This is a genomic window from Streptomyces sp. NPDC086777 (assembly GCF_040702065.1).
GTDB lineage: Bacteria > Actinomycetota > Actinomycetes > Streptomycetales > Streptomycetaceae > Streptomyces.
The window spans coordinates 37,576-62,246 of the sequence record NZ_JBFBJI010000050.1 but is presented as its reverse complement, the minus strand read 5'-3'; the positions used below and the strand labels follow the sequence as shown (position 1 = coordinate 62,246).

The following is a 24,671-nucleotide window of genomic DNA, read 5'->3' as shown; positions in this document are numbered from 1 at the left end:
GGCACGGCCCTTTCGCGGCGGTCGGGCAACGCCCCGTCAGGGGCGCGGGGAACTGCGCGGCCAGCCACGGCGGTGCTGCACCCGCCCGCCGGCACCCGGCGCTCCGTCAGGGGGGCGGATCCTCGCGCCGGCCCGACAGTGCCCCAAGGGGGCGCGGGGAACTGCGCGGCCAGCCACGGCGGTGCTGCACCCGCCCGCCGGCACCCGGCGCTCCGTCAGAGGGGCGGATCCTCGCGCCGGCCCGACAGTGCCCCAAGGGGGCGCGGGGAACTGCGCGACCAGCCCCGCGGTGCCGCAGCCGTCCGACGGCCCCGGGTGCCCCGGGCCGGGCTAGCCCGCCAGGGCGATGAGGCGGGCGGCCAGGTCGGCGAAGGGGCCGTCGGTCGGCTCGTCCTGGACCATCCGCTTCACCAACGCCGTCATCTCCTCGTCGTACGCCGCGCTCACCGCCGTCAGCGCAGCGAAATCGTGGACGAGCTGGATCTCCAACTCGCCCCGGGGGATGCGCCGTCCGTCCAGCCAGATCAGGGCCGTCGACTCGGCGAGCGAGATCCAGGAGCGGATGACCAGCTCCAGACGGGCCGGCGCCTCGGCGATGTCGAGGTGGGAGAGGATCTGCTCGTAGGCGGCCTGCCGCACCGAGTCGATGAGGGCGTTGGTCGCCGAGGAACCGACCGCGGGGCCGCCACGCATCAACGCGGCGAAGCCGGGCCCGTGTTCGTCGACGAAGTCGAAGAAGCGCCGCATCACGCGCAGCAGCCTCGCCCCGAGCGGGCCCTCGTGCGGCTCGTGGAAGCGGCCCGCGAGATCCTCCGAGGCCCGCTTCAACGCGGCTTCGTACAGGCTGAGTTTGCCGGGGAAGTAGTGGTAGACCAGCGGCCGCGAGATGCCCGCGGCCGAGGCTATCTCGTCGATGGAGACCTCGTCGGGCGAGCGACGGCTGAACAGTTCGAGGGCGACGCCGATCAACTGCTGCCGCCGCTCCTCGACTCCCATCCTGCGACGTACCCCGGTTGTCATGCGAACACCTTACCGATCGGATCCGGCCTCCCACGGATCCGGTCCTTCACGGGTGTTCACAGATCCAGCACAAGTCTCCCACTTCGGGCCCGCGACACACAGATGAGCATCGAGTCGGCACGCTCCGTGTCCGTGAGGAATTCGTCCCGGTGCTCCACCTCCCCTTCCAGCACGCGCTGCCGGCAGGTCCCGCAGAACCCCTGTGCGCAGGAGTACGGCGTGTCCGGCAGCTCCGCACGTACCGCGGCCAGCACGGACGAGTCGGCGGGGACCGTCAGCGTCCGTCCGCTGCGCCGGAGTTCGAGTGCGAAGGCCTGATCGCCGCCGGTGTCGGAGCGCGGCGTGAAACGTTCGAGGCGGACCGCCGGGAAGCGCTCCTCCATCGCCGCCATGAGCCCCTCCGGACCGCAGCAGTACACCGCCGCGCCCTCCGGGACGGCCAGCGCGTCGAGGTCCGGGCGGCCGTCCTCGTCCTCCGCCACGACCGTGACCCGCTCGTCCCCGGCGAGCTCGTCCAGGAACGGCATGGACCCCCGGGTCCGCCCGCAGTACAGCAGCCGCCACGCCACCCCGTCCGGAACCGCCCGCAGCATCGACAGGATCGGCGTGATGCCGATGCCCCCGGCCACGAACACGTACGAGGCGGCCTCGACGAGCGGGAAACGGTTGCGCGGCCCGCGCACCTCCAGCTCCATGCCCTCCACGACCTGCTCGTGGACCTCCCGGGAGCCGCCCCGCCCGTCCGCGACCAGCCGGGCGGCGATCGTGTACGACGAGGTGTCGGCGGGGTCCCCGCACAGCGAGTACTGCCGGACCAGACCGGACGGCAGCACCACGTCGAGATGGGCGCCGGGCTGCCAGGCGGGCAGCCGCGCGCCCTCGAGACGGAGCCGGACGACCCCGTCGGCGGCCTTCTGGTGCGAGGCGACCAGGAGCCGCAGCGTCCGGGAGCGCGGCCGCCCGGAGGTCGGCGGGTCCAGGGCCGGCATCGGCCACAGCGGGGAGGCCTCGATGCGGCGGCGCACGGCCCGCCTGACGAGCAGTGCCGCGCCCGCGGCGGCGACGACGGTCCGCAGCCTCGGCGTCATCACCTGCCCTCCTGTTCGGCGGCGCGGGCGGCGGGGGAGGAGGCCAGGTAGGCGACGGCCTGCTCGGTGGAGCCCTCCTGGGAGGGGTGGTAGGTGCGGCTCAGATAGCGCGGGATCGACTTCAGCATGTCGCCGGTGGCGGGCAGCGTGCCGCGTCGGCCGGCGAGGTGGAAGTCCCTGAACCGGGCCCGGCCTTCGTCGAGCGTCGGGTCGTTCGCCATGAAGAAGCGGGCGCCGCGCTGCCACAGGAACACGATCGCCGTGAACGCCGTGGCCCAGGTCCGCACCCGGCGCCGGTAGCCGCCGTCGAGGTGCAGGAACAGGTCGAAGGCGACCGAGCGGTGCTCGACCTCCTCGGCGCCGTGCCAGCGCAGCAGGTCCAGCATCATCGGGTCGGCGCCGCGCCGGTCCAGCTCCCCGGCGTTGAGCACCCAGTCGCCGAGGAAGGCGGTGTAGTGCTCGATGGCCGCGATCAGCGCGACCCGTTCGAGCAGCCACCAGCGCCTGGCCCTCCCGGGGGGCAGCGTGCGGTCGCCGAGCAGCTTCTCGAAGAACCAGTCGACCTGCGCGGTGTACGGCGTCGGGTCGAGCCCCTGTTCCCTGAGGTGGGGCAGCACCTCGTCATGGGCCTGGGAGTGCATCGCCTCCTGCCCGATGAACCCGACGACGTCCGCGCGCAGCCGCTCGTCCCGGATGAGCGGCAGCACCTGCTTGTAGACGTGCACGAACCAGCGCTCGCCGGCGGGCAACAGCAGGTGCAGCACGTTGATGGTGTGCGTCGCGAAGGGATCGCCTGGCACCCAGTGCAGGGGGGTGTCCTCCCAGGCGAAGGACACGTTGCGGGCCTTGAGCGCGATGTGCTCGGACGGCACCGGCTGCGGCTGCTTGTTGGACATGGCGTCAATGTACTGACGGGTAGATGGCCTGAGAAGACCCCTGACCCGCCTTGTTTACACGAACGTCAGCAAGAGTCTGCGGTGGGGCGCCGCTCACCGCAGCCCGCTGATCGTGCCCCCGTCCTCCAGCGTCCCCGACAGCTCCGCCTGCGCCCCCTGCTTCGCCTTGGCCACCAGTTGGGTTCCCTGCGCCGACGCCGTCACCCCGCCGGTGGCCCGGACCGACGCGGTGTCGCGGCCGCCCGCCGCCAGCAGGTACCACTGGCCGCCCCCGGACTTCCACAACACCCCGGCCAGCACGTGCGGATCGCGCGGACCGCAGGCCGTCACGTCGGCGCCCCTGGCCGCGACCGCCCCGTATCGGCTGCCCGGCGTCCGGAACTGGGCCAGCGACATCGTCCCGTCGCCCCGCCAGGTCTCGGCGCGCGTGCACACCCACGACCCGCTGCCACCGGCGTCCGGCAGCTCCTGCTCGGCGAACGCCCACGCGTTGACACCGCGTACCCCGGCCGACCGCTCCGCCGCCAGCGAGCAGGCGAACGGCGCCCAGACGCGCAGCGCCGCCGCCCCGGAGACCTCGCCGGTCTCGCCGGGCCGCCCCGCGGTGAGCCGGGCCGGCATCAGCTCGCCCAGGTCGGTCGAGACGTGCACACCCTGCGCGTCGGTCAGCTGGAGCACGTTCCAGGACGTGCACGCCCCCTGCTGCAGCGCGGGGCTGGCCAGCGGCCCGGTCACCCCGTCGGTCAGCCCGAGGTCCAGCGCCGTGCCGTCCGGCTTCGTCAGGTCCCGCTCGGCCGCCCTGGTCACCCAGGGCGCGGTCAGGTAGCGGACGTTGCCGTCGGAGCGGCCCAGCACCAGGGCGCTCGCCTCCGCGCCGGTCGCGCCGTCGGCACGGGCGAAGTCCAGGGCCGCGCCCTGGGCGCCGTCCTTCGGCTCGGCGTAGCGGGCGATCCGCAGTCCGTCGTAGAAGATCACCACCCGGGCGCTGTCCACCACGCCCGCGTAGAGCAGCTGCGGCGGTCCGGCCGGGCCGCCGGTCTGGGTGCCGGGGGTCGCCGAGACCCGGACGGTGTCGCCGGGGCGGGCCCAGACGGCGAGGGCGCGGCGCAGCAGCGCGGTGTCGCCGGTGAGGGCGCCGCGGGCCGGCCAGACCGAGAAGTCGGTGCGCGCGGCGGTCTTCCAGGCGGTGGCCGGGATCTTCGTCAGCCGGCCCGGGTCGAGGGCGGCCTGGGCGGCCGGGTTCTGCGCGTACACCGGGGCGGCAGCGCCGTCGGCGCCCCACCCGCCGCCCGGCAGCGCGACCAGTGCCCCGCACACCGCGAGGGCGGCAGCGGCGGCGAGCGCGGCCTTGGTGTGCCGGCGGCGGCGCATCAGGTCGGTGGGCCGGGCCTGCAGCGAGGAGGGGTCGAACTCGGGGGAGGCGAGCAGCGGGTACTCGGCCGGGACGCCGTTCGCCTCGGCGAGCGCGCCGTCCGGGTGCTCGACGCCTGCCGCGCGCAGGAGTCCGCGCACGTCGCCGTCGGGGAGCTGTTCGAGGCCGCGCAGCGCGTAGGCGGCGCGGGCCGGGCCGGAGAGGGTGGCGAGCCGCTGGTCCAGGGCGAGTTCGTCGGCGCCGCCGGAGCGCGGGAAGAGCCTCAGGCCCCACACCTGGGGGAGCAGCGGCGGCAGCTGGGCGCGCCTCGGCCAGGCGGTGAGCCGGAGCGGCCGGCCCGCGTCCAGTGCCGTACGCACCACTTCGAGGCGGACCAGGGAGTACCCGGGGTCGTTCTGCCGCCCGTTCGACTGGGCCGGGACCACCGGGAGCTGCTTGCGGCCCCGGGGGAGCGCCCGCTGGACCAGGGCGTGCGCGGTCAGGACGCGGCGGCCGCGCGCGAGCCCCGGTGGCAGCACCAGGTAGGCGAGCCGGACCAGCCGTGGGTAGTGCTCGACGAGCGCGGCCTCGGCCTGCTCGACATCGACGGCCGGATGCGGGGCTCCGGCCGAGGCGGCTGCGTGACGCTGGGCTACATCCTGTGGCTGCACGTCCTGGAGAACGAGCGAACGGTTGGTTGGTCACCGCCACCCGGGTGACACTGCGGTGTCCGCGACGACGACGGCCGATGCGGGCCGATGTGAGTGGTTCGCGGCCCACAGCCGTATCGAAGGGGACGGGCCCCTGAAGGCACCCGGGGCCGGCAACGCGACCGGAGGAACAGATGAGGACGACCCGACCGATGCTCGCCGTGGCCGGCGCCGTGGCCGTACTGGCGCTGGCGGGCTGTGGATCCGGAGACGGCAAGGCGGAGACCAGCATCCCGGTGACGGCCACCGGCAGCCTGGAGAGCCTGGCCGCCAAGGTGAAGTGCACCCCGGACATGCAGATCGACTCCGACGAGGTCCGCCAGGCGATCTGCAAGGTGTCCGCCGGCAAGTTCGTCTTCGCCACCTTCGCCACCGACCGCGGCCAGCGCGAGTGGATCAACGACGCGAAGGACTACGGCGGTTTCTACCTCGTCGGCCGCAAGTGGGTCGCCGTCGGCACCGACAAGCTCGTCAAGGCGCTGCAGACCACGCTGGGCGGCTGGGAGGAGATCGGCGTCGACCACAGCAAGCACACCAGCTGAGGGCCGCGTCCCCGGCGGTACACACGAGAGCGGGCGGTGGGATTCTCCCACCGCCCGCTCCGTGTCACCGGCGTTGCCGGCTAGCCACCGCTCACTGGCACTTGCGGCCGCTGTTGACGCAGTTGGCGATCTTCGCCGCCAGGTTGTTCTTGGTGACGCTGATGAAGTCGTCGTGGTCGGTCGCGGCCTTGTGCAGCTGCTCCGGGAAGCCGTCCACCGCGTAGGCGTTCTTGACCTGGCCGTTCACGATGCTCGGCTGGGCCAGGTTGTACACCAGGCGCATGGTCAGCTGCGGGATCGCCTTGAAGCCGTTCGGGCAGACACCGCTCGCGGGGTCGGCGAAGGCCACGTGCGTACGGTGGTTGGCGCTGTCGATGTTCACGCCGTCCCAGCAGCTCTGGAAGGCGAACGTCCGCACCACCTGGCTGCCCCGCGGGCAGATCGGGTACTGCTGGGTCAGCTGGACCTTGTTCTCGAAGCCGGTGCAGCTCCAGTGCGCGTTGGCGTTGGCCAGACCGTTGGTCGTGGTCTTGGCGTCACCGGTGATGATGCGCAGGAACTGGGGCATCGCGACGACCTTGCTGGCCGGGCTGCCGACGTACTTGATCTGCGCCTGGGCAGGCGTGATGATCTTGCCGACGTTGCCTTCCTTGCCACCGCCGAGCGCGTTCGCGTCGAACTCCTGCGAGCCGTCCTGCTCACGCACGACCGGCCAGTAGTACGCCGAGAGGTCACTCTGGTTCTGGCAGCTGGAGGGGGCGGCCAGCAGCGAGTCGTTCGTCGAGAGCGCGTTGACCTTCTGGTTGCCGACGTAGTCGTGCTCGTGGTGCGCGCCGTTGGTCACGCCGGGCGCCACGATGACGTTGTCGGTGTTGTGGTTCTTGTTCTGGTTGGTACCGCAGCGGGTGGTGAAGGAACCCGTCGAGGCCTGGCCGGTGTTCTGCGGCTTGGCCAGGACGTTCGGCGCGACCTTCGTGATGTCCACGAAGTCGGCCGCGGACGGGCCGTTGCCGGCCTGCCCGCCGGCGCCGACGTCGACCGGAGTGCTGGCGCTGGCACTCGGGGCGGCGCTGGCCTGGCCGTTGTTCCCGTTGTTGTTCTGGCCACCGTTGTTGTTCTGGCCGCCGTTGTTGTTCTGACCGCCGTTGTTGTTGCCCTGCCCGGCGGTGGTCTGGTTGGCGGCCTGCGTGGTGCAGGCGGCGAGCTGCGACAGCGCGCTGTTGAACTGACCGCCGACCCGCGTGATGTCGATCCGGATCCGGTCGATCGTGGCCGCCCGCTTCTCCTTCAGGGGGCCGATGATCGCGTTCTGCACGAAGTTGGCGTCGTTCGCCTGTGCCTGCCGGGTGGAGGCGAGCCGGGAGTAGGCCTCGGTGATCTGCTTGTCGAGGTTCGCCAGCTCCCTCGCCACCCCCATCTTCGCGTTCGCGGGCACGTTCGTCAGCTTCTGGCCGACGTCCGGGCAGGAGATGGTGGCCACCGTCGCGGAGGCGGCCTTGGTGTAGTTCTGCGCCGAGTTGTTCGACTCGTGAGCCGAAGCGTTCATCTGCGCATAGAGCAGCCCGCCCCCGCCGAGTGCGACAGCCGCCGATGCGGCTACGACCTTGACGGTCAGCGGCGAACGGCGTTTGCGTATGTTGCGTCCCATGGAACTCCTCAGACCTTCCTTGCGGGGCGGCATCGAGGCGCCCGACAGGAGTGAAGCGGCGTCCTTTCATACGCAGCCCGTCCCAGGCGTGTTCAGGCGTCTCACAAATTCATCAGAGATTTGTTACGCACTTGGGGCACAACTGCCGTTTGAGCAGGGCGGTTTCTGGAAAATCAGCGATCGCGGTCCAGGTACGCCAGCACCGCGAGGACGCGCCGATTGTCATCGTCCGACACCTCAAGTCCCAGTTTGGTGAAGATGTTGGAGGTGTGCTTCGCGATGGCCCGTTCCGTGACGACGAGCTGCCCGGCGATCGCCGCGTTCGACCTGCCCTGCGCCATCAGCTCCAGCACCTCCAGCTCCCGCGGTGTCAAGCCCCCCAGCGGCCGGTCGTCGGCCCGCCGGGACAGCAGCTGCTGGATCACCTGCGGGTCCATGGCCGTACCGCCCGCCGCGACCCGCCGTACGGCGTCCACGAACTGCTCCGCGTCGAAGACCCGGTCCTTCAGCAGGTACCCCACCGCGCCGCTGCCGTCGGCCAGCAGCTCGCGGGCGTACAACTGCTCCACGTGCTGGGAGAGCACCAGTACCGGCAGCCCCGGCCGGTCCCGCCGCGCCCGGAGCGCGCACTGCAGCCCCTCGTCGGTGTGGGTGGGCGGCAGCCGGACATCGACCACGGCCACGTCCGGCCTCAACTCGGCGAGCGCACGGTCCAGTTCGGGACCGGACTCGACGGCGGCCGCGATCTCGAAGCCGTAGGCCTCCAGCAGCCGGACCAGCCCGTCGCGGAGCAGGAACAGGTCCTCGGCTAGGACAACGCGCACGGAATCTCCATCGTGACCATGGTGGGACCGCCCGCGGGGCTGCTGACGGCCAGGACGCCGTCGAATGTACCCAGCCGCCGCTCCACCCCGGCCAGCCCCGACCCGGCCCCGACCACCGCGCCGCCCCGGCCGTGGTCCGTGACCGAGATCCGCAGCATGCCGCCGCCGTCCGGCACGTGGTGCACGTCGACCCAGATCCGGTCGGCCCCGGAGTGCTTGACCGCGTTGGTCAGCACCTCGCTCACCGCGAAGTACGCGGCCGACTCCACCGGCGCGTCCGCCCGGCCCGGCAGTTCCACCGCCACCTCGGTCGGCACCGGCAGCCGCAGCGCGAGCGCCCGTACGGCGTCCCCGAGCCCGCGCTCGGCCAGCACCGGCGGATGGATGCCCCGGACCAGGTCCCGCAGCTCGCCCAGCGCCTCCACGGACGCCTGCCGGGTCTGCGCGAGCAACTCCTTCGCCTTCGCCGGGTCCTTGTCCAGGAGCAGTTCGATCGTCCCGAGGTCCATGCCCATGGCGACCAGCCGGGCCTGCGCCCCGTCGTGCAGGTCCCGCTCGATCCGGCGCAGCTCGGCCGCCGAGGCGTCCACCGCGTCCTTCCGGGTCTCGGTCAGCACCCGTACCCGCTCGACGAGTTCGCCCTCCCCGGGGTCGAGGACGGCGCGGGTGAGGCGGAAGTGGGCGGTCAGCAGCCGCGGGCACAGGTACCAGGCGCCGACCAGCAGCACGGCGGCGGTGGCCGCGGCGCCGAACGCGGTGGCCTGGTCGGTGACCGGTACGAAGCCGTACCAGTAGGTGCCGTCGAGGGTGAGCACCCGCCACAGCCCGGCGGCCACCGCGAACCCCTCGAACGGATAGAGCAGCAGCACCGCCGGCAGCAGCGCGGTCACGAACCCGGCCGTCATGTCGACCAACAGCCACAGCACGTCCCGCCCGACCTGCGGGTCCCGCAGCATCCCGAAGGTCCTCGCCCACGGGTTGGCGTCCGCCGGGAGCGTCCGGTAGGCCGACCGGATCCGCACCCCGCACCACTCGTAGGCGAGCCGCCGCCGCACGTCGGCCACGTCCCGCACCCCGCCCAGGATCCACGGTGTCGTGACGATCCCGACCCCGATCGGGATCAGTGCGACCGAGACCGCGGTCAGCGCGAAGCAGAGCACCGAGACCGGCAGGATCACCAACGCCAGCACGAGTCCGCGCACGGCGGCGAGCAGCACCTCCCGAGCCCTCGCACGGAAGCCCCCGCTGTCTGTGTTCGTCGTCATGCGACCAGTCTCCCGAACCTCCCGCACCCGGGTCACTGGCCCGAAGCCCCATGTCAGGGGGTGGTGCTGGATACACCCCGCGAGCGCCGCGACACGTCGCGCCCCAACCGCGGCGCCGTCGTGGCCGCCCGCGCAGTTCCCCGCGCCCCTGGGGGGACACTGCCCGTAGCCCCGTGTCGGGGGGTGGTCTTCCGGGAGTGCTGTGACGTGTCGTTCGCCGTCTGTGGCGTCGTCGTGGCTGGTCGCGCAGTTCCTCGCGCCCCTGGGGGGGTGCTGCGCGTAGCCCCGTGTCGGGGGGGTGGTCTTCCGGGAGTGTCGTGACGTGTCGTTCGTCGTCTGTGGCGTTGTTGTGGCTGGTCGCGCAGTTCCTCGCGCCCCTGGGGAGGCGTCAACCGGTAGCGCCCCGTCAGGGGCGCGGGGAACTGCGCGGTCAACCCCCGCCGGTCCGCGGATCAGTCGCGACCGGTCGGCGGGGTCCCGAGTACCCGCGCCTCGACAGCGGGGTCGAGCCCGATGCCCGGCCGTACCGGCGCCGCACCGTCAAGGCCCCGCAGCCACCTCCACGTGTCGGCCACCGTCTGCGCCACCGGCCGGCACCGCAGCCCGGTCGCCACGGCCCGCGACACGTCCAGCCCGTGCACGGCGCCGTGCGACTCGCTGTCCGCCGGCACCCACACCGGCAGCTGCGTCCACGGTTCGATCCCGGCCGCCAGGACCGTCTCCGCGTCGGTCCACCGCAGCTCCGCCTCCGAGCCGGTGCTGCGGCGGCACGCCTCCAGCAGGTCGCCCATCGTGGCGTGCCCCGGCGGGCTCACCAGGTTGTACGGCCCGGACAGGCCCTGCTCCACCGCCCCGAGGGCCCACTCGGCGAGGTCGCGGGCGTCCACGAACTGCACGGGCAGATCGCGCGGGCCGGGTGCCAGCACCGGCCCGCCCCGGGCCATCCGGCTCAGCCACCAGGGCAGCCGGCCGACGTTCTCGTGCGGACCGAGGATCAGCCCGGCCCGCACCAACACCGAGCCGTCCGCGCCGAAGGACTCCACGGCGGCCAGCTCACCGCCCCGTTTGTCCCGCGCGTACCCGGTCGCCTCCGCGTCCGCCGCGGCCCCCGTCACCAGGGGCGTGTCCTCGGTGTACCCGGCCGGGGGCGGCCAGTCGTACACCGAGCAGCTCGACACGTACGTATACCGTCCGGCCCGGCCCCGCAGCAGCCGTGCCGTCGCGCGCACCGCCCGGGGCGCGGCCGACCAGGTGTCCACGACCGCGTCCCACTCGGTGCCGTCCGCGAGCGCGGCGAGGCCGTCGGGTGCGGTGCGGTCGCCGTGCAGCGACCGCACCCCGGCCGGGGGCCGGCGGCTGCCCCGGTGGAAGACGGTCACCTCCCAGCCGCGCCCGAGCGCCGCCTCGACGACCGCCCGCCCAACGAACTCCGTACCGCCCAGCACCAGAAGCCTCATGCCGTCGATCGTGCCCCGGTGGGGACGCCGGACGTAAGAGGGTTCAGCCGAGGGCGGAGCGGTCGACCGGCGCCCCGCTGCCGTCCGTCAGCGGCCCGTCGGCGGGGTGTACTTGTATCCCACCCGGCGGACCGTCTGGATCGCCCGGCGGTGCTCCGCGCCGAGCTTGCGGCGCAGCCGGGCGACATGGACGTCGACCGTGCGGCCGTCGCCGACGTGGCCGTAGCCCCAGACCGTGGTGACCAGCTGGTCGCGGGTGTGCACTCGGTTGGGGTGCGCCACCAGATGGGCGAGCAGCTCGAACTCCAGGTAGGTGAGGTCGAGTTCACGACCCTCGACCTGGGCGGTGCGCTCCACGGTGTCCACGGTGACGAGCGGCCGGGTACCGGCGGCGGGTTCCGCGGCGGGCTCCTGCGGGTCGGGTACGGCGACCGGCAGGAAGGGCGGCTGCTGGTCCGCCGGGACCAGCACCAGGTAGCCGATCATCGGCGGCTGGCCCGGCAGGGTGGGCAGGGCGTGCTGCGGGGCGGGCAGCCAGGTCGCGCCCGGCGGCAGCAGCTCGGCCATGTCCACGACCTCGTCGCGGTCGACGGCACGCAGCCGGTGGCGGCCGGGCGAGGAGGCGCCGAGGGCCGAGGCGGGGGAGAGGGAACGAGTGGTCGCCATGAGACGTCAGCTCTTTCGCGCGAGGAGTCAGTCGGTCGAGGGCGACGGCCGCGATTCGTGGTCGGGCGCGCCGCGGGGACGTACTGCGTTCCGCGCTGGCCGAAGGCCGGGGTGTACGGCTTTAGAGGGCCCGCGCGTTCGTCGCGCGGCAACACACCCGGTCGAAGTCGTGGTGCTGACGGGAAGGCCAGAACGGCTCGAGGTCCTGGCGACCCGTCGCGCTGCACTTCTGGAAGCTGGCCATGGGCCCATTGAAGCAGACACAGCCGGGAAACAGGACCCTCCTCTCACTGCTTGGACGCATCTTTGGCATGACGCCATGCGGAAGGGGCGCCCACCGTCACGGTGGGCGCCCCTTCGGCGGAGTCGTCCGCGGATCAGACCTGGCCGGCCTTGTCCAGGGCGGTGCAGCAGGTGTCGACGATCAGCCGGGTCACGACGTACGGGTCGACGTTGGCGTTCGGGCGGCGGTCCTCGATGTAGCCCTTGCCGTCCTTCTCGACCTGCCACGGGATACGCACCGAGGCGCCGCGGTCGGAGACGCCGTAGGAGTACTTGTCCCACGGGGCGGTCTCGTGCAGACCGGTCAGGCGGTCGTCGATGCCCGCGCCGTAGTTCTTGACGTGGTCGAGCGGCTTGGAGCCCTCGCCGAGCGACTCGCACGCGGTGATGATCGCGTCGTAGCCCTCGCGCATCGCCTTGGTCGAGAAGTTGGTGTGCGCGCCGGCGCCGTTCCAGTCGCCCTTGACGGGCTTGGGGTCGAGGGTGGCGGAGACGCCGAAGTCCTCGGCGGTGCGGTAGAGCAGCCAGCGGGCCACCCACAGGTGGTCGGAGACCTCCAGCGGGGAGACCGGGCCGACCTGGAACTCCCACTGGCCGGGCATGACCTCGGCGTTGATGCCGGAGATCGCGAGACCCGCCTTCAGGCAGTTGTCCAGGTGCGCCTCGACGATCTCGCGGCCGAAGATCTCGTCGGCGCCGACACCGCAGTAGTAGCCGCCCTGGGGGGCCGGGAAGCCGCCCTCGGGGAAGCCCAGCGGGCGGGAGCCGTCGAAGAAGGTGTACTCCTGCTCGATGCCGAAGATCGGCTCCTGCGCGGCGAACTTCTCGGCGACCTCGACCAGCGCGGCACGCGTGTTGGAGGAGTGCGGGGTGAAGTCGATGTCCAGGACCTCGCACAGGACGAGGACGTCGTCGCCGCCGCGGATGGGGTCCGGACAGGTGAAGACCGGCTTCAGCACACGGTCCGAGGAGTGCCCCTCGGCCTGGTTCGTGGAGGACCCGTCGAAGCCCCAGATCGGCAGCGCGTCGAGACCGGCGGGGGCGCCCGTGATGATCTTCGTCTTCGAACGCAGCTTGGCCGTCGGCTCGGTGCCGTCGATCCAGATGTACTCAGCCTTGAAGGTCACGGGCCACATCCTTCGGGGTGGGTCGGGCGCACTTGCGGGTGCAGTGGCGCTACGGCACTGGGGCGCCTCGGTGTTGCCCGGAAGCCTGTCAACAGGCGATTTCCCGATCATTGCTCGAATGTGAACCCGGTGTTACCTGGTGGTTCTGTGGTGCGACTCACGTTGTGCCGGCGGGGCGGGCGGGGTACGGAGCCCAATTCGGGCACCGTGCCCGCCCCTTCGCGGCGGCCGCCGGCCTTCCCTCCGTAAAGGCCGGCGGCCGGACCCCGGTTCGTGTTCCCGGTCAGCCGACCTTCTCGATCAGCGCGCGGCGGATCAGGAACTTGCCGGGCTCCCGGACCTGTTCGAAGGCCGCGTTGTTGAGCAGCACGCAGCTGCCGGAGACCGACGTGACCTTCACCGTGGTGGACTTGTTGTTGTCCAGGTTGGTGACCTTCAGCGTGGTCCCCGCCGGGAACTGGTTGCTGGAGGCGGCCGGCGCGCCGGCCTCGCCGGACAGGGTGACCGTGGAGCCCTTGCAGACCTGCTGCCCGGAGGCGGCGGCGCCCCCGGTGCTGCCGGTGTTGCCGGTGTTGCCGGTCCCGGTGTTGCCGGTGGCCGCGCTCTGCGACGGCGCCGCCGTGGCGGTCTGCCCGGTCTGGCCGGTCTGCGTCCCGTTCGCCGCCTGGGAGCCCTGAGCCGACTCCCCGACGACGCAACCGGACGCCTTCTGCTGGACCTTGATCTGGTCGATGACCGCCTCGCGGTTGGCGATCCGGGCCGACGACTGGGCGTCCGGGTTCGCCTTCTGGTCCGCGATGAACTTCTGGTTGTTGCCGAGGGCGGTGGCCAGCCCCGAGCAGACGGTCGAGTCGGCGGCCGACGACAGTGTCTTCGCGCCCTGCGCGGGCTGGGCGGCGTTCGAGGTGGACGCCAGGACGAAGGCCCCGCCGCCGGCCACGGCTGCGGCGCCGACCAGCAGTGCGATCGTCTTCTTGGCGCCGAGAGTTCTCCTACGCGACATGCGCGCCTCCTCAGAGGGGGTGGGGGAGCGTACGCCGGTAGGTACGAGATATCGAACGCCGTTACTCAGCGGTTACAGGAGTCGCTGAAGTAACCTGCGTCACATGGGAGTTGAGAGCTGTTCAGCTCTTGCCCCTCGCCAGCGCCTCCTGTACGGCCTCGTCGGTGCGGGCCACCACCGCCGTGCCGTCGTCGGCGGTGATGATCGGGCGCTGGATGAGCCTCGGGTGCGCGGCGAGGGCCGCGATCCACCGCTCGCGCGCACCCGCGTCCCGCGCCCACTCCTTCAGCCCCAGCTCCTCGGCGGCCGCCTCCCGGGTGCGGGTGATGTCCCACGGTTCGAGCCCGAGCCGTTCCAGGACGGCCCTGATCTCGTCCTCGGTCGGTACGTCCTCCAGGTAGCGGCGGACGGTGTACTCGGCCCCCTCGGCGTCCAGCAGGCCGATCGCGCTGCGGCACTTCGAGCAGGCGGGGTTGATCCAGATCTCCATGCCGGGAACGGTACGCGAGCCCTCGTCCCGGGCGGCTCTGTTCGAATTCTTGGAGGTGTCGTGGGGACCCCGCACGTCCATCGCGCCCCACCTGAAAAACCCGCATCCACCTGGGTGTTCGGCACCCTTGCGGGCTGTCTGGATGTCAGTGCCGGCCGGTACACTGGACCCAGTGTTCGAGAGGGTCGCCGGGAGGTCCGGAGGCGCTCCGACCGCGACAGGAGGATGCCCGTGCCCGCTGCCGCACTGAAGCCGAAGTCCCTGCCGACCCAGTCCACCGCGAAGCGCGCGGTGCTGCTCGACTCGCCGTACGCGCCGGCGGAGAAGTGTCCGCTGCCGGCCGGGCGGCCACGCGAGTGGTACGTCACCCACAACCGCCGCCTGAAGGCCATGCGCCTCGCCATCGCCCTGCTCGACTCCGGCGTCTACATGCCCAACCAGGCGCGCAACGAGACGATACGGAGCACGGCGGAGAGCATCGGGATCCACCCGCCGTCGGACACGACGTGCCACATGGTGCGGGCCCTGATGCGCTATTCGCGGTGAGCCGCTGAGCTCCGGGTGCCGTGTGTTCCGCACGGCGCCCGGAGCTTGTCCGACCGGGGGCTGCCGCCCCCGGGCCGCCGCCTTCCGGGGTGCGTCCGTCGTGGTCCGGCTGCGGGCCGGTCGGGGCTGGTCGCGCAGTTCCCCGCGCCCCTGGACCCGCGCCCCTGGAAAGCAGCGGCGCACTCACCCGCTCAGCTCCCGCTCCAGCGGTGTCCGGAACCGGGGGGTCACCTTTGCGGTGCCCACCCACCCGCGCAGCCGCTCCGCCTCCACCCCGATCGCCTGCTCGGCCTCTCGCCGGATGCCCGCATCGGGGATCCGCCAGACGATCCCGCCGTCCCGGCGCTGTGCCCAGCCGCCCACCACCAGCCCGTTCCACCACACCGTCGGCCCCACGTTGCCGCTTCTGTCGAAGAGCAGCGGCCGCAGCTCCGGCGGCAGGTACCAGTCCCGCCCCTGCCACGCCATGGCCGTCGGGTCGAGGGCGGGCAGGAGGGCCGCCCAGGGACGGGACGGCCCGGTGACCGCGGGCAGGTCGCCGGCGGTCACGTACCCCGTGCCGCCCTCGTCCAGGGTCACCGGCTCCGCCCCGATCGCGGTCAGCGCCCGGCGGACCTCGGTCACCCGCCACCCCGTCCACCACTTGAGGTCCGCTTCCGTGGCCGGGCCGCAGGCGTGCAGCCAGCGGTTCAGCAGGACCGCCTGGGCCTCGGCCGGATCCAGCTCCGGATGGTCCGGCGCCGCCGCCCAGCGGAACTGGCTCGACGTCCAGGAGCCCAGCGGGCGGCCCCGCACCACCTTGCCCTCCACGCCCAGGACCCTCAGCAGGCGCGTCGAGACGGTGTGGATGCCCTCGTAACTCTTCCCGGCGGCGTACGGGAACTGCTCGCGCAGGCGCGGTTCGGCGGCCGCCAGCTCCGTCGCCGTGGCCTGGCCGAGCCGGGCCAGCTCGGTCAGCGCCGAGGACTCGACCTCCGCGAGCCATGCCGCGTCCGGGGCACCGGCCCGCGCCATGTCCTTCAGCAGGGCGGCGCGTTCGCGGGCGGCCACCGTCAGGCCCGTGGAGGCGTGGACCACCGCCGTGAGGCCCGCGGGAAAGACGAACACCGTGTGCCGCATGCCGTGCATCCGCACCAGGGAGCGGTCCTCGTACAGGGCCCGCTCCGTCTCCGGTACGGTCTTCGCCGCATCGGCCAGCCGGGCCCCCACCGCCAGGTGCACCGTCGCCGGATCCGAGCCGTGCAGAGCCACCAGCGCCTCGGCGACCTCCTCCGGCGTCGCCGCCCGTGCCGGGCCCGCCAGCCGGTGGCGCAGCGCCAGCCGGGCCCGTCGCTCCGCCACCCCGATGTGCCGCCGCCCGCTCATGCCGACCTCCCCGTCAACTCCTGCTGCCCGCATCCTGCCCGACGCCACTGACAATCACCTGTTCGCCGTACTCGGCATGCGGCCGCCCCCGCTCCTCCCTTTCACTGCGATCAGCAGGTCAAGGAGGGAGCAGCGACCGAGGGGAGCGCCGTATGACCACACCCGCCGACCGTGCCGCCCGCGGCAAGGCCGCCCGCAAGCGCGTCCCCCGCTCGGCCCACGCCGGCTGGCTGCCCGCCGTCGACCGCCCCGACCCCATAGCCGTACTGGAACGGCAGGGCCGCGACCGGCTGCCCGAACTGCTGCCCATCCGGTACGGGAGGATGGCCGCCTCGCCCTTCGCCTTCCTGCGCGGCGCGGCCGCCGTGATGGCCGCCGACCTCGCCGCCCGGCCGCACACCGGGCTCACCGTGCAGCTCTGCGGCGACGCGCACCTGCTGAACTTCGGGCTCTACGCGTCCCCGGAGCGGTCCCTGGTCTTCGACCTGAACGACTTCGACGAGACGTTTCCCGGGCCCTTCGAATGGGACGTCGAACGGCTCGCCGTCTCCGTCGCCGTCGCCGCCCGCGAGAACGGGCACGGCGACCCGGAGGCCCGCGCCGCCACGAGGGCGGCCGTGGCGGCCTACCGGGCCACGATGCGGCGGCTGGCGGGGCTCGGGGAACTCGCCGTCTGGTACGAGCGGGTCGACGCCGACGGCCTGGCGGCCCTGGTCCGCTCCGCGCGCCGCCGGCGCCGGATCGAGGACACCCTCAGCCGGGCCCGGCGCCGCACCAGCCTGCACGCGCTCGGCCGGCTCACCGAGACGGCCGACGGGCAGCGCCGCATCATCAGGGACCCGCCGCTCCTCGAACCGGCCGGCGCCTCCGACATGGCCTCCCTGCGCAAGATCTTCAGCGACTACCGCTCCACCCTCGCCGGGGAGCGCCGGCTCCTCCTGGACCGCTACCGCTTCGTCGACGCGGCCCGCAAGGTCGTCGGCGTCGGCAGCGTCGGCACCCGCTGCTTCCTCGTGCTGCTGGCCGGCCGGGACGCCGACGACCCGCTGTTCCTGCAGATCAAGGAGGCCCGGACGTCCGTTCTGGAGCAGTATCTGCCGAGCGGTCCGTACACCCACCACGGCCACCGGGTGGTCGCCGGGCAGCGGCTGCTGCAGGCCGCCGGGGACATCTTCCTGGGGTGGCTGACCGGGCCCCAGGGGCGGGCCTTCTACCTGCGGCACCTGCGCGACACGAAGGGCTCCGCCGAGGTCGGGGCCATGGACCCGAAGGACCTGCGCGGCTACGCCACCCTGTGCGGTACGGCCCTGGCCCGCGCCCACGCCCGCTCCGGAGACCGCATCGCCGTCGCCGCCTACCTGGGCGGCACCGACACCTTCGACCACGCGGTCACCGACTTCGCCCTCGCCTACGCCGACCAGACCGCCGCCGACCACGCCGCCCTCGGCGCGGCCGTCACCGCGGGCGTCCTGACGGCGGCGCCGGGGATCTGAGCCGGCGCCCCTCAGCGGCTGCCGCGGCGCTCCAGCACACGGGTGACGAACTCCCGCCGGTCGTCCGGGTGGTCACGGAACCAGAGGCCCAGCCGGTGCTCCGCGTCCGGGAGTTCGTGGCGGGTGTACCGGGACCGGCTGCGCAAGGCGTCCTGGACGGCCTCGGTGACCTGCGGCGGGATCACTGCGTCCGTGCCGGGCACCGCCAGTACCGCACGGCCCGGGTAGGTGCGCAGCGCCTCCAGGGCGGATGCGGTGCGCCAGGAGTCCGGGGTGCGGATGAGTTCGGTGAAGCGGCCCGTGCCGTCGCCGAAGGGAACGTCCCAGGCCTCGGGGGTGTAGACCGCGGGGGAGCAGAGGCCGATCGCCGAGGCCCGGTCGCCGTAGTGCCGTACGAGATCCGCGACCGTCTGGCCGCTCATGCTGAAGCCCACCAGGACCAGCGGGCGGTCCGGCCCCACCTGGGCGTCGATCACCGCCGCCGCCTGCCCGAAGCGGCGGCGCAGGCTCAACTCCGCGAGCGTGCCCGAGCTTTCGCCGTGGCCCGAGAAGTCGAAGGCCAGGGCGGGGCAACCCTGCGCCGCGAACTCCGCGAGCAGCGGGCGCAGTCGCCGCTCGCTGCCGTTGCCCGCGCCGTGCAGGAGGACGGCGACCGGTGCGCCCGTGCCGTCCGGACCGTCCGTGCCGTGCGCGGCCGGGGCGCGGACCCCGCTGAGCCGTTCGCCGTCGTACTCCTCGGTGAAGCCGATGAATTGAGCCATGCCGCACATTCACCCACGGCCGCGCCCCACGGCCGCGCCCCACGTGTGCACGCACGAAAACGGGATGCACGGGGAGTGACCGGCTCCCTACGCTGGAGACGCGTTGCGGAGTGGTCGACCACCGCTTTCCGAAGGGCAGGCCGCGCCCCCGGGACTCGGGACTACACTGCCGCGCACCGATGGACGGCCGCCCGTCCCCCGCGTGCCGTCGGATCCGTCGACCGCTCATACGAAACCACGCCACGGAGGCCCGTCATGGGCACCATCGTCCTATCCGGAACCGTCGTTCTGGTCATCCTCGGATTCGGCAACCACAACTGGTGGCTCGCCGCCGTCGCCCTGCTCTTCCTGTACGTGCAGTACGGGCGGGGCTCGTCGTCGGCCTCCTCGTCGGGCGGATCGTCCGGCGGGGGAGGGGGCATGGCCGGCGACTACAAGACCTACCGCGACCGCCGCGACCAGCAGGCCAAGTGGGAGCGCCGCTACCGCCGCGAGCGCCCCCTGGAGTCCCGGCGCCAGCAGAACGAGAAGGGCAAGTAGGCGGGGCGCGGGTGCCCTTGGCCGGTCACAGGCCGGGGGCACCCCAGACCGGGAACCAGCGGCTGAGATCCTGCTCGATGCGCAGGTCGTTCCCGAGCGCCGCCTTCACCTGCAACTCCAGTGCGCTGTCGCGTCGCTGACCGGAACCGGGCAGCGGCGCGAAGGGGTAGAAAGTGCCCCGCTTGTAGAGGTAGACGAGCGCGAGCCGGCGCCCGCGCTCGTCCTCGAAGGCTGCCAGGGAACAGAGCAGCTGCGGCCCGAAGCCGTTGACCTCCATCGAGCTGTTCACCGCGTGCAGGTCGTTGACCAGCTGCGGAAGCTGCTCGGGGGAGCGCTGTGAGACCAGCCAGGAGTACCCGTAGTCGTCCTGGTGCAGCTCCACCGGAACCCCGGCGCGGTCCGTGTCCGCGTCGAGGAGCGCCTGGACCTCCCGGTGGGTCTGCTCGAAGGCCGCGCCCTCCACGGTGGCGAAGCACACCGCACCCCCGCCGGTGGGCCGGAACCCGGCCGCCGCCTCCAGCGTCACCGCCGCCGACGGCAGCGCGAACAACTGGTCGAGATCGGGCGCGACCGGCTTCGTACGGCCCAGCAGGATGTCCAGGAACCCCATGCTCACCCGGCCTTCCCGGGCGTCGCCGCCTCACCCAGCTCCGCCGAGATCCGCCCCAGCTGCTCCAGCCGCTGCTCCAGGGGCGGGTGGGTGGAGAAGATGCGCTCGATGCCGGGCTCCTTGCCGGTCGCCGGGGTGAAGTAGAACGCGTTGAAGGCCTGGGCCGTGCGCAGGTCCTTGGTCGGGATCCGGGCGATGTCACCGGAGACCTTGGTGAGCGCCGACGCCAGCGCGGAGGGCCGGCCGGTGAGCTGGGCCGCGGCCCGGTCGGCGGCCAGCTCCCGGTACCGGGACAGTGCCCTGATCAGCAGGAAACTGATCGCGTACACGGCCGCGGAGACCCCGATGATCGCGGCGAACACCGCGGCGGTGTTCTGGTCCCGCCGGCCGCCGCCGAAGAGCTGCGAGTAGAACGCGAACCGGACGATCAGCCCCGCGATGACCCCCAGGAAGGACGCGACCGTGATCACGGCGACGTCCTTGTGCGCCACGTGCGACAGCTCGTGCGCGAGGACGCCCTCCAGCTCCGCGGGCTCCAGCCGCCGCAGCAGGCCGGTGGTCACGCACACCACGGCGTGATCGGGGTTGCGCCCGGTCGCGAACGCGTTCGGCATGTCCATCTCGGAGACGGCGACGACCGGCTTCGGCATGTCCGCGATGGCACACAGCCGGTCCACCACGGCATGCAGCTCGGGATACTCCTCCCGCTCCACGACCCGCCCGCGCATGGCGAACATCGCGATCCGGTCGGAGAACCAGAACTGCGCCACGAACATCGCGCCCACCAGCACGACGACGAGCAGCCACGACTTCAGCAACACGATCAGCGCGGCAACGAAACCGACGTACAACAACCCGAGCAGGAACAGCGTGACCGTCATCCGTACGGTCAGCCGCCGGTCGCTCCGGAAGCGGCTCTGCATCTTGCACCACCCCGCAGTCAGGCACTCGTCCCGCTGTCCAGTGTGCACCTGCCGCGTCCCATGGGGAGGTTCCGAACGGCCCTAGTAGCGGCAAAGGCTCAGCCCGGTACGCCGGCCGCGCGCTTGCGCCTGGTCAGCACCCACTCGCTGAACAGGTGCCGGGCGCGGTCCAGCAGCGCCGCCACCTCCGCGGAGCCGAGCGGCACGTCCGGCGTCGGGTGCCACTGCTGGACGGACCGCTCGGCCCAGCTCCGCAGTTTCCCGTCCGGGTCGTCGAGCAGGGCGACCGCGGCCCGCAGCCGCACGAGTCCGCCCCGCGCGTCCAGCAGCCGGAAGGCGGCGACCCGGGCATGCCGCGCCCGGCCGGCCGCCGGCCGGTCCATGAGCCACCCGGCGTCCAGCGCCCCGGCGGACGGCAGCAGGTTCACGGTCGCCTCCCGGACGACGCCCGGAGCCGGGTCGTCGAGCAGCTCCCGGAACCGTGTGACATCCGTCACGTCGAGGATGCGCGCCCCGGCCACCGCGGCCGCCCGCACGCCGGGGGAGGGGTGGCCGAGCAGCGGCGCCGGCAGCCCGGCGTCCGCCCGCTCCCCGCACTCGGCCGGCCCCCTGACCGCGCTGGGCGGCAACGCCGGGTCGTCGGCGCGGGCGACCCGGTCCCGGTACCAGGGCAGCGGGTCGGTGCCGTACTGCCGGACCACGTACCGCGCGCAGGCGCGTACGGGGCCGGACCGGTCCGCGAGAAAGCCCGCCGCCCGCTCCGGCCGCCCGGCCCCCCGCAGCGCCGTCACCCCGATCGACCGCACTCGTGGCCCACGCGCGGCCAGCAGCGGCCCGAGTACGTCGTCGGCCGCCACGCCCTGGCGTACGAGGGCCACCGCCGCCTCGGCGCAGAGGGTCTGGACGGCGGGGTCCGGGTCCCGGGCGGCGGCCCGTGCCGGCTCGGCGGCGGACAGCCTCCCCCCGGCCACGGCCAGGCGGTGGGCGAAGCGCCGGACGGTACGGTCGCCGTCGGCGCACAGCCGCCCGAGCTGCTCGCCGGACGCTCCCCGCAGGACGTCGCCGACCACCTCGGCGCCGAAAGCGCCGCGCCCGCGCCGGCCGACGAGCAGGGTCAGGGGCGCGAGCGGGACGGCGGCCGCCGGGTCGAGGGTCTCGCGCAGCAGCCGCCGGGCCCGCTCCCGCACCGGCGCGACCCAGTCCGCACAGCGGATGACGACCAGCGGCAGCAGCGTGGGAAAACGCGCCACCGTCCCCAGCGCCGCCTCCCTGATCCGGCCGTTCCGGTGACAGAGGGCCGGCGCGGCCCGCGACTCGGTGAGCGCGGTGCGGTGCTCGCCGTCGGCCTCGGCACGGCCCGGCAGCGCGTCACGCGGCAGCCAGGACCGCGCACCGGCGTCCAGGGCGAGCCGGCCGGCCGGGATCGGCACCGTCGATCACGTCACCGGGCAGCGCCCCCTCGGCGAGCCGCACCGCCACGGCCTCGCCGTCCCCGAACTCCGCACGCGTCCCCGGGCTCCGTTCCGCCTGTCGTCCGGGCGATGGTGGGTGAACGGGGCGAACGGGCGGCCGGATTTTCAGTACGGAGACCGCGTCTGCAGGTACCCCAGCAGCAGGATCACCGCCGCCACACACCCCAGCACCACCGCCGTCGACACCCAGGAGGACCGCCGCGGCCCCACCGGTCCCGGATCCGGCCGGAACGGCACCGGGCCCGGCGGATTCTCCTTCCAGCGGGCGGCGAGCATCCGCGCCCGTGCGGACGGCTCCTTGTGCTCGGCCTGCCCGGCCCACCGCAGGTCGAACTCCCGCTCCTCGTCGTCCTGTTCGGCCATCCCGATTCCCCCGTCATTCCCCCGTCTCGAACATCAGTACCGACGCACGATACGACGGCGCCCCCGTCCCGAGAAACGGGAACGGGGGCGCCGAGGAGCCGAAGAGGCGTCCGTCACACGTCGAAGTACAGCTCGAACTCGTGCGGGTGCGGGCGCAGCTGGAGCGGGGCGATCTCGTTGGTGCGCTTGAAGTCGATCCACGTCTCGATCAGGTCGGGCGTGAAGACGTCACCGGCGAGCAGGAACTCGTGGTCGCGCTCCAGGGAGTCGAGGACGGCCGGGAGGGAGGTCGGGACCTGGGCGACGTTCGCGTGCTCCTCGGGAGCCAGCTCGTAGAGGTCCTTGTCGATCGGCTCGGCCGGCTCGATCTTGTTCTTGATGCCGTCGAGGCCCGCGAGGAGCAGCGCCGAGAAGGCCAGGTACGGGTTGCCGGAGGAGTCGGGCGCGCGGAACTCGACGCGCTTGGCCTTCGGGTTCGAACCCGTGATCGGGATACGCATCGCGGCGGAGCGGTTGCGCTGCGAGTACACCAGGTTGATCGGCGCCTCGAAGCCCGGGACCAGGCGGTGGTACGAGTTCACCGTCGGGTTGGTGAAGGCGAGCAGCGACGGGGCGTGCTTGAGGATGCCGCCGATGTAGTAGCGGGCGGTGTCCGACAGGCCCGCGTAGCCGGCCTCGTCGTAGAAGAGCGGGGAGCCGCCGGCCCACAGGGACTGGTGGACGTGCATGCCCGAGCCGTTGTCGCCGAAGATCGGCTTCGGCATGAAGGTCGCGGTCTTGCCGTTGCGCCAGGCCACGTTCTTCACGATGTACTTGAAGAGCTGCAGGTCGTCCGCGGCGGCGAGCAGCGTGTTGAACTTGTAGTTGATCTCCGCCTGGCCGGCCGTGCCCACCTCGTGGTGCTGGCGCTCGACCTGGAGGCCGGACTTGGCCAGCTCCAGGGAGATCTCGGCGCGCAGGTCGGCGAAGTGGTCGACCGGCGGGACCGGGAAGTAGCCGCCCTTGTAGCGGACCTTGTAACCACGGTTGTCCTCGAGGGCACCGGTGTTCCAGGCGCCGGCCTCGGAGTCGATGTGGTAGAAGCTCTCGTTCGCCGAGGTGGCGAAGCGGACGCTGTCGAAGACGTAGAACTCGGCCTCGGGACCGAAGTACGCGGTGTCCGCGATACCGGTCGACGCGAGGTACGCCTCGGCCTTCTTCGCCACGTTGCGCGGGTCACGGCTGTACTGCTCGCCGGTGATCGGGTCGTGGATGAAGAAGTTGATGTTGAGCGTCTTGTCCCGGCGGAACGAGTCCACCCGGGCGGTCGACAGGTCCGCGCGCAGCGCCATGTCGGACTCGTGGATCGCCTGGAAGCCACGGATCGACGAACCGTCGAACGCGAGCTCCTCGTCCGGGTCGAACGCCTCGACGGGCAGCGTGAAGTGCTGCATGACGCCCGGCAGGTCGCAGAAACGGACGTCGATGAACTTGACGTCCTCGTCCGCGATGAACTTCTTGGCCTCGTCGGCGTTCTGGAACATCCAGCTCCTCCTACTCCCGGCCGTTCCCGTGCCGGGGTGGTAGTTCGTTCGTGCGGCCAGTGCGGTGGCACACGTTGTCCTCGACCCTAGGGACGGGTGATTTCTCGGGCGTGACCCGTTTGTTTCGCTGAAGTTAACCGACCTGGGTTCCACCGTAGCCCGTGGCACCCCGCCGACCCAGGGGCCCGGCCGGGCCCAGTACCTTGGACGGGTGGACAACAGGCAAGCAATCGGATCGTGGCTCTCCGGCCCCCGCGCGGCCATGGAGGACGCGGGAGCCGAGTTCGGGTACCGGGGCGAGCAGCTCGGTCTGCCGGAGGAGGGGCCGGGCTCCGTCGCCCGCCCGGGACGGCGGCTCGGGGCGCTGGTCGTGGACTGGGCGCTGTGCGTCTTGATCGCATACGGCCTGATCACCGACGGCTACACCCCGGCGACCGGCAACTGGGCCCTCCTCGTCTTCCTCGTCCTGGGCGTCCTCACCGTGGGCACGCTCGGTTTCACGCCCGGTAAGCGGCTGTTCCGGCTGCGGGTGGTGGGCGTCGACACCGGGCGGGTGCAGCCGCTGCGCGCCGTGGCCCGCACGGTGCTGCTGTGCCTCGCGATCCCGGCGCTGGTCTGGGACCGGGACGGCAGGGGGCTGCACGACCGGCTGGCGAAGACCGTAGAGGTCCGTATGTAGGTGCCGGCCGGTGGGGGCTGGTCGCGC

The 24,671-nt window shown here is 72.6% G+C and carries 24 protein-coding genes; 5 read left to right on the top strand and 19 right to left on the bottom strand.

Annotated elements, in window-relative coordinates; translation table 11 throughout:
* Nucleotides 1-330 precede the first annotated feature (330 nt).
* The 4 genes from AB0472_RS40935 to AB0472_RS40920 form a co-directional block, all read right to left on the bottom strand.
* Entirely contained in the window at nucleotides 331-1,020 is a 690-nt protein-coding gene (locus AB0472_RS40935; RefSeq protein ID WP_366364446.1) for a TetR/AcrR family transcriptional regulator, read from the bottom strand.
* Nucleotides 1,021-1,076: 56 nt separating this feature from the next.
* Nucleotides 1,077-2,108, bottom strand: a complete 1,032-nt coding sequence (locus tag AB0472_RS40930; RefSeq protein WP_366364445.1) for a PDR/VanB family oxidoreductase — start codon at nucleotides 2,106-2,108, stop codon at nucleotides 1,077-1,079.
* Entirely contained in the window at nucleotides 2,108-3,004 is an 897-nt protein-coding gene (locus AB0472_RS40925) for a metal-dependent hydrolase (protein ID WP_366364444.1), read from the bottom strand. Before AB0472_RS40925 ends, AB0472_RS40930 begins: the two co-directional genes overlap by 1 nt.
* Nucleotides 3,005-3,097: 93 nt before the next feature.
* Nucleotides 3,098-5,026: a hypothetical protein gene (locus AB0472_RS40920; RefSeq protein ID WP_366364443.1), complete on the bottom strand. Its 1,929-nt coding sequence runs from the start codon at nucleotides 5,024-5,026 to the stop codon at nucleotides 3,098-3,100.
* Nucleotides 5,027-5,199: 173 nt separating this feature from the next.
* On the opposite strand from AB0472_RS40920, the gene AB0472_RS40915 reads away from it, so the two are divergent.
* Entirely contained in the window at nucleotides 5,200-5,607 is a 408-nt protein-coding gene (locus tag AB0472_RS40915) for a hypothetical protein (RefSeq protein WP_366364442.1), read from the top strand.
* A gap of 91 nt (nucleotides 5,608-5,698) precedes the next feature.
* On the opposite strand, the gene AB0472_RS40910 is transcribed toward AB0472_RS40915, so the two are convergent.
* The 8 genes from AB0472_RS40910 to AB0472_RS40875 form a co-directional block, all read right to left on the bottom strand.
* The gene (locus tag AB0472_RS40910; protein ID WP_366364441.1) at nucleotides 5,699-7,255 is read right to left on the bottom strand and encodes a DUF1996 domain-containing protein; all 1,557 of its coding nucleotides are present in this window, start codon (nucleotides 7,253-7,255) and stop codon (nucleotides 5,699-5,701) included.
* Nucleotides 7,256-7,428: 173 nt separating this feature from the next.
* On the bottom strand, nucleotides 7,429-8,079 hold the full coding sequence (locus tag AB0472_RS40905) for a response regulator transcription factor (protein ID WP_351954589.1): 651 nt from the start codon (nucleotides 8,077-8,079) through the stop codon (nucleotides 7,429-7,431).
* Nucleotides 8,064-9,344 carry a sensor domain-containing protein gene (locus AB0472_RS40900; RefSeq protein ID WP_366364440.1) on the bottom strand — a complete coding sequence of 427 codons (1,281 nt, stop codon included), beginning with the start codon at nucleotides 9,342-9,344 and terminating at the stop codon, nucleotides 8,064-8,066. The genes AB0472_RS40905 and AB0472_RS40900 overlap by 16 nt, the downstream gene beginning before the upstream one ends.
* Nucleotides 9,345-9,796: 452 nt before the next feature.
* Nucleotides 9,797-10,801, bottom strand: a complete 1,005-nt coding sequence (locus AB0472_RS40895) for an SDR family oxidoreductase (RefSeq protein WP_366364439.1) — start codon at nucleotides 10,799-10,801, stop codon at nucleotides 9,797-9,799.
* 87 nt (nucleotides 10,802-10,888) lie between these two features.
* A complete protein-coding gene (locus AB0472_RS40890; protein WP_366364438.1) occupies nucleotides 10,889-11,467 on the bottom strand; it encodes a winged helix-turn-helix domain-containing protein in 579 nt (192 codons plus the stop codon).
* Between the two features lie 377 nt (nucleotides 11,468-11,844).
* Nucleotides 11,845-12,876, bottom strand: coding sequence for a glutamine synthetase (gene glnII / locus AB0472_RS40885; RefSeq protein ID WP_366364437.1), 1,032 nt, complete (start codon nucleotides 12,874-12,876; stop codon nucleotides 11,845-11,847).
* A 283-nt stretch (nucleotides 12,877-13,159) separates the two neighbouring features.
* A complete protein-coding gene (locus tag AB0472_RS40880) occupies nucleotides 13,160-13,879 on the bottom strand; it encodes a hypothetical protein (protein WP_366364436.1) in 720 nt (239 codons plus the stop codon).
* Between the two features lie 121 nt (nucleotides 13,880-14,000).
* The gene (locus AB0472_RS40875) at nucleotides 14,001-14,369 is read right to left on the bottom strand and encodes an arsenate reductase family protein (protein WP_366364435.1); all 369 of its coding nucleotides are present in this window, start codon (nucleotides 14,367-14,369) and stop codon (nucleotides 14,001-14,003) included.
* A 231-nt stretch (nucleotides 14,370-14,600) separates the two neighbouring features.
* Between AB0472_RS40875 and AB0472_RS40870 the strand changes: the two genes are divergently transcribed.
* The gene (locus AB0472_RS40870; protein WP_366364434.1) at nucleotides 14,601-14,915 is read left to right on the top strand and encodes a hypothetical protein; all 315 of its coding nucleotides are present in this window, start codon (nucleotides 14,601-14,603) and stop codon (nucleotides 14,913-14,915) included.
* Nucleotides 14,916-15,098: 183 nt separating this feature from the next.
* On the opposite strand, the gene AB0472_RS40865 is transcribed toward AB0472_RS40870, so the two are convergent.
* Nucleotides 15,099-16,280, bottom strand: a complete 1,182-nt coding sequence (locus tag AB0472_RS40865) for a winged helix DNA-binding domain-containing protein (RefSeq protein ID WP_366364433.1) — start codon at nucleotides 16,278-16,280, stop codon at nucleotides 15,099-15,101.
* A 152-nt stretch (nucleotides 16,281-16,432) separates the two neighbouring features.
* Between AB0472_RS40865 and AB0472_RS40860 the strand changes: the two genes are divergently transcribed.
* A complete protein-coding gene (locus AB0472_RS40860; protein ID WP_366364432.1) occupies nucleotides 16,433-17,773 on the top strand; it encodes a DUF2252 domain-containing protein in 1,341 nt (446 codons plus the stop codon).
* A gap of 11 nt (nucleotides 17,774-17,784) precedes the next feature.
* On the opposite strand, the gene AB0472_RS40855 is transcribed toward AB0472_RS40860, so the two are convergent.
* Nucleotides 17,785-18,534 carry an alpha/beta fold hydrolase gene (locus tag AB0472_RS40855; RefSeq protein WP_366364431.1) on the bottom strand — a complete coding sequence of 250 codons (750 nt, stop codon included), beginning with the start codon at nucleotides 18,532-18,534 and terminating at the stop codon, nucleotides 17,785-17,787.
* Between the two features lie 255 nt (nucleotides 18,535-18,789).
* On the opposite strand from AB0472_RS40855, the gene AB0472_RS40850 reads away from it, so the two are divergent.
* The gene (locus AB0472_RS40850) at nucleotides 18,790-19,074 is read left to right on the top strand and encodes a hypothetical protein (protein ID WP_123977762.1); all 285 of its coding nucleotides are present in this window, start codon (nucleotides 18,790-18,792) and stop codon (nucleotides 19,072-19,074) included.
* 25 nt (nucleotides 19,075-19,099) lie between these two features.
* Here the strand turns inward: AB0472_RS40850 and AB0472_RS40845 are convergent, their stop codons facing one another.
* The 5 genes from AB0472_RS40845 to glnA all read right to left on the bottom strand — a co-directional run bounded on the left by AB0472_RS40845 (nucleotide 19,100) and on the right by glnA (nucleotide 23,965).
* The gene (locus AB0472_RS40845; protein WP_366364450.1) at nucleotides 19,100-19,684 is read right to left on the bottom strand and encodes a hypothetical protein; all 585 of its coding nucleotides are present in this window, start codon (nucleotides 19,682-19,684) and stop codon (nucleotides 19,100-19,102) included.
* A gap of 2 nt (nucleotides 19,685-19,686) precedes the next feature.
* Nucleotides 19,687-20,607 carry a zinc metalloprotease HtpX gene (gene htpX / locus AB0472_RS40840; protein ID WP_366364430.1) on the bottom strand — a complete coding sequence of 307 codons (921 nt, stop codon included), beginning with the start codon at nucleotides 20,605-20,607 and terminating at the stop codon, nucleotides 19,687-19,689.
* A 98-nt stretch (nucleotides 20,608-20,705) separates the two neighbouring features.
* Entirely contained in the window at nucleotides 20,706-22,037 is a 1,332-nt protein-coding gene (locus AB0472_RS40835; RefSeq protein ID WP_366364429.1) for a hypothetical protein, read from the bottom strand.
* Between the two features lie 147 nt (nucleotides 22,038-22,184).
* Entirely contained in the window at nucleotides 22,185-22,442 is a 258-nt protein-coding gene (locus AB0472_RS40830; RefSeq protein ID WP_366364428.1) for a hypothetical protein, read from the bottom strand.
* A gap of 113 nt (nucleotides 22,443-22,555) precedes the next feature.
* Entirely contained in the window at nucleotides 22,556-23,965 is a 1,410-nt protein-coding gene (gene glnA / locus AB0472_RS40825; protein WP_123977765.1) for a type I glutamate--ammonia ligase, read from the bottom strand.
* A 211-nt stretch (nucleotides 23,966-24,176) separates the two neighbouring features.
* Here glnA and AB0472_RS40820 point away from each other — a divergent pair, with 211 nt between their 5' ends.
* A complete protein-coding gene (locus tag AB0472_RS40820; RefSeq protein WP_366364427.1) occupies nucleotides 24,177-24,644 on the top strand; it encodes an RDD family protein in 468 nt (155 codons plus the stop codon).
* The last annotated feature ends 27 nt before the right edge of the window (nucleotides 24,645-24,671 follow it).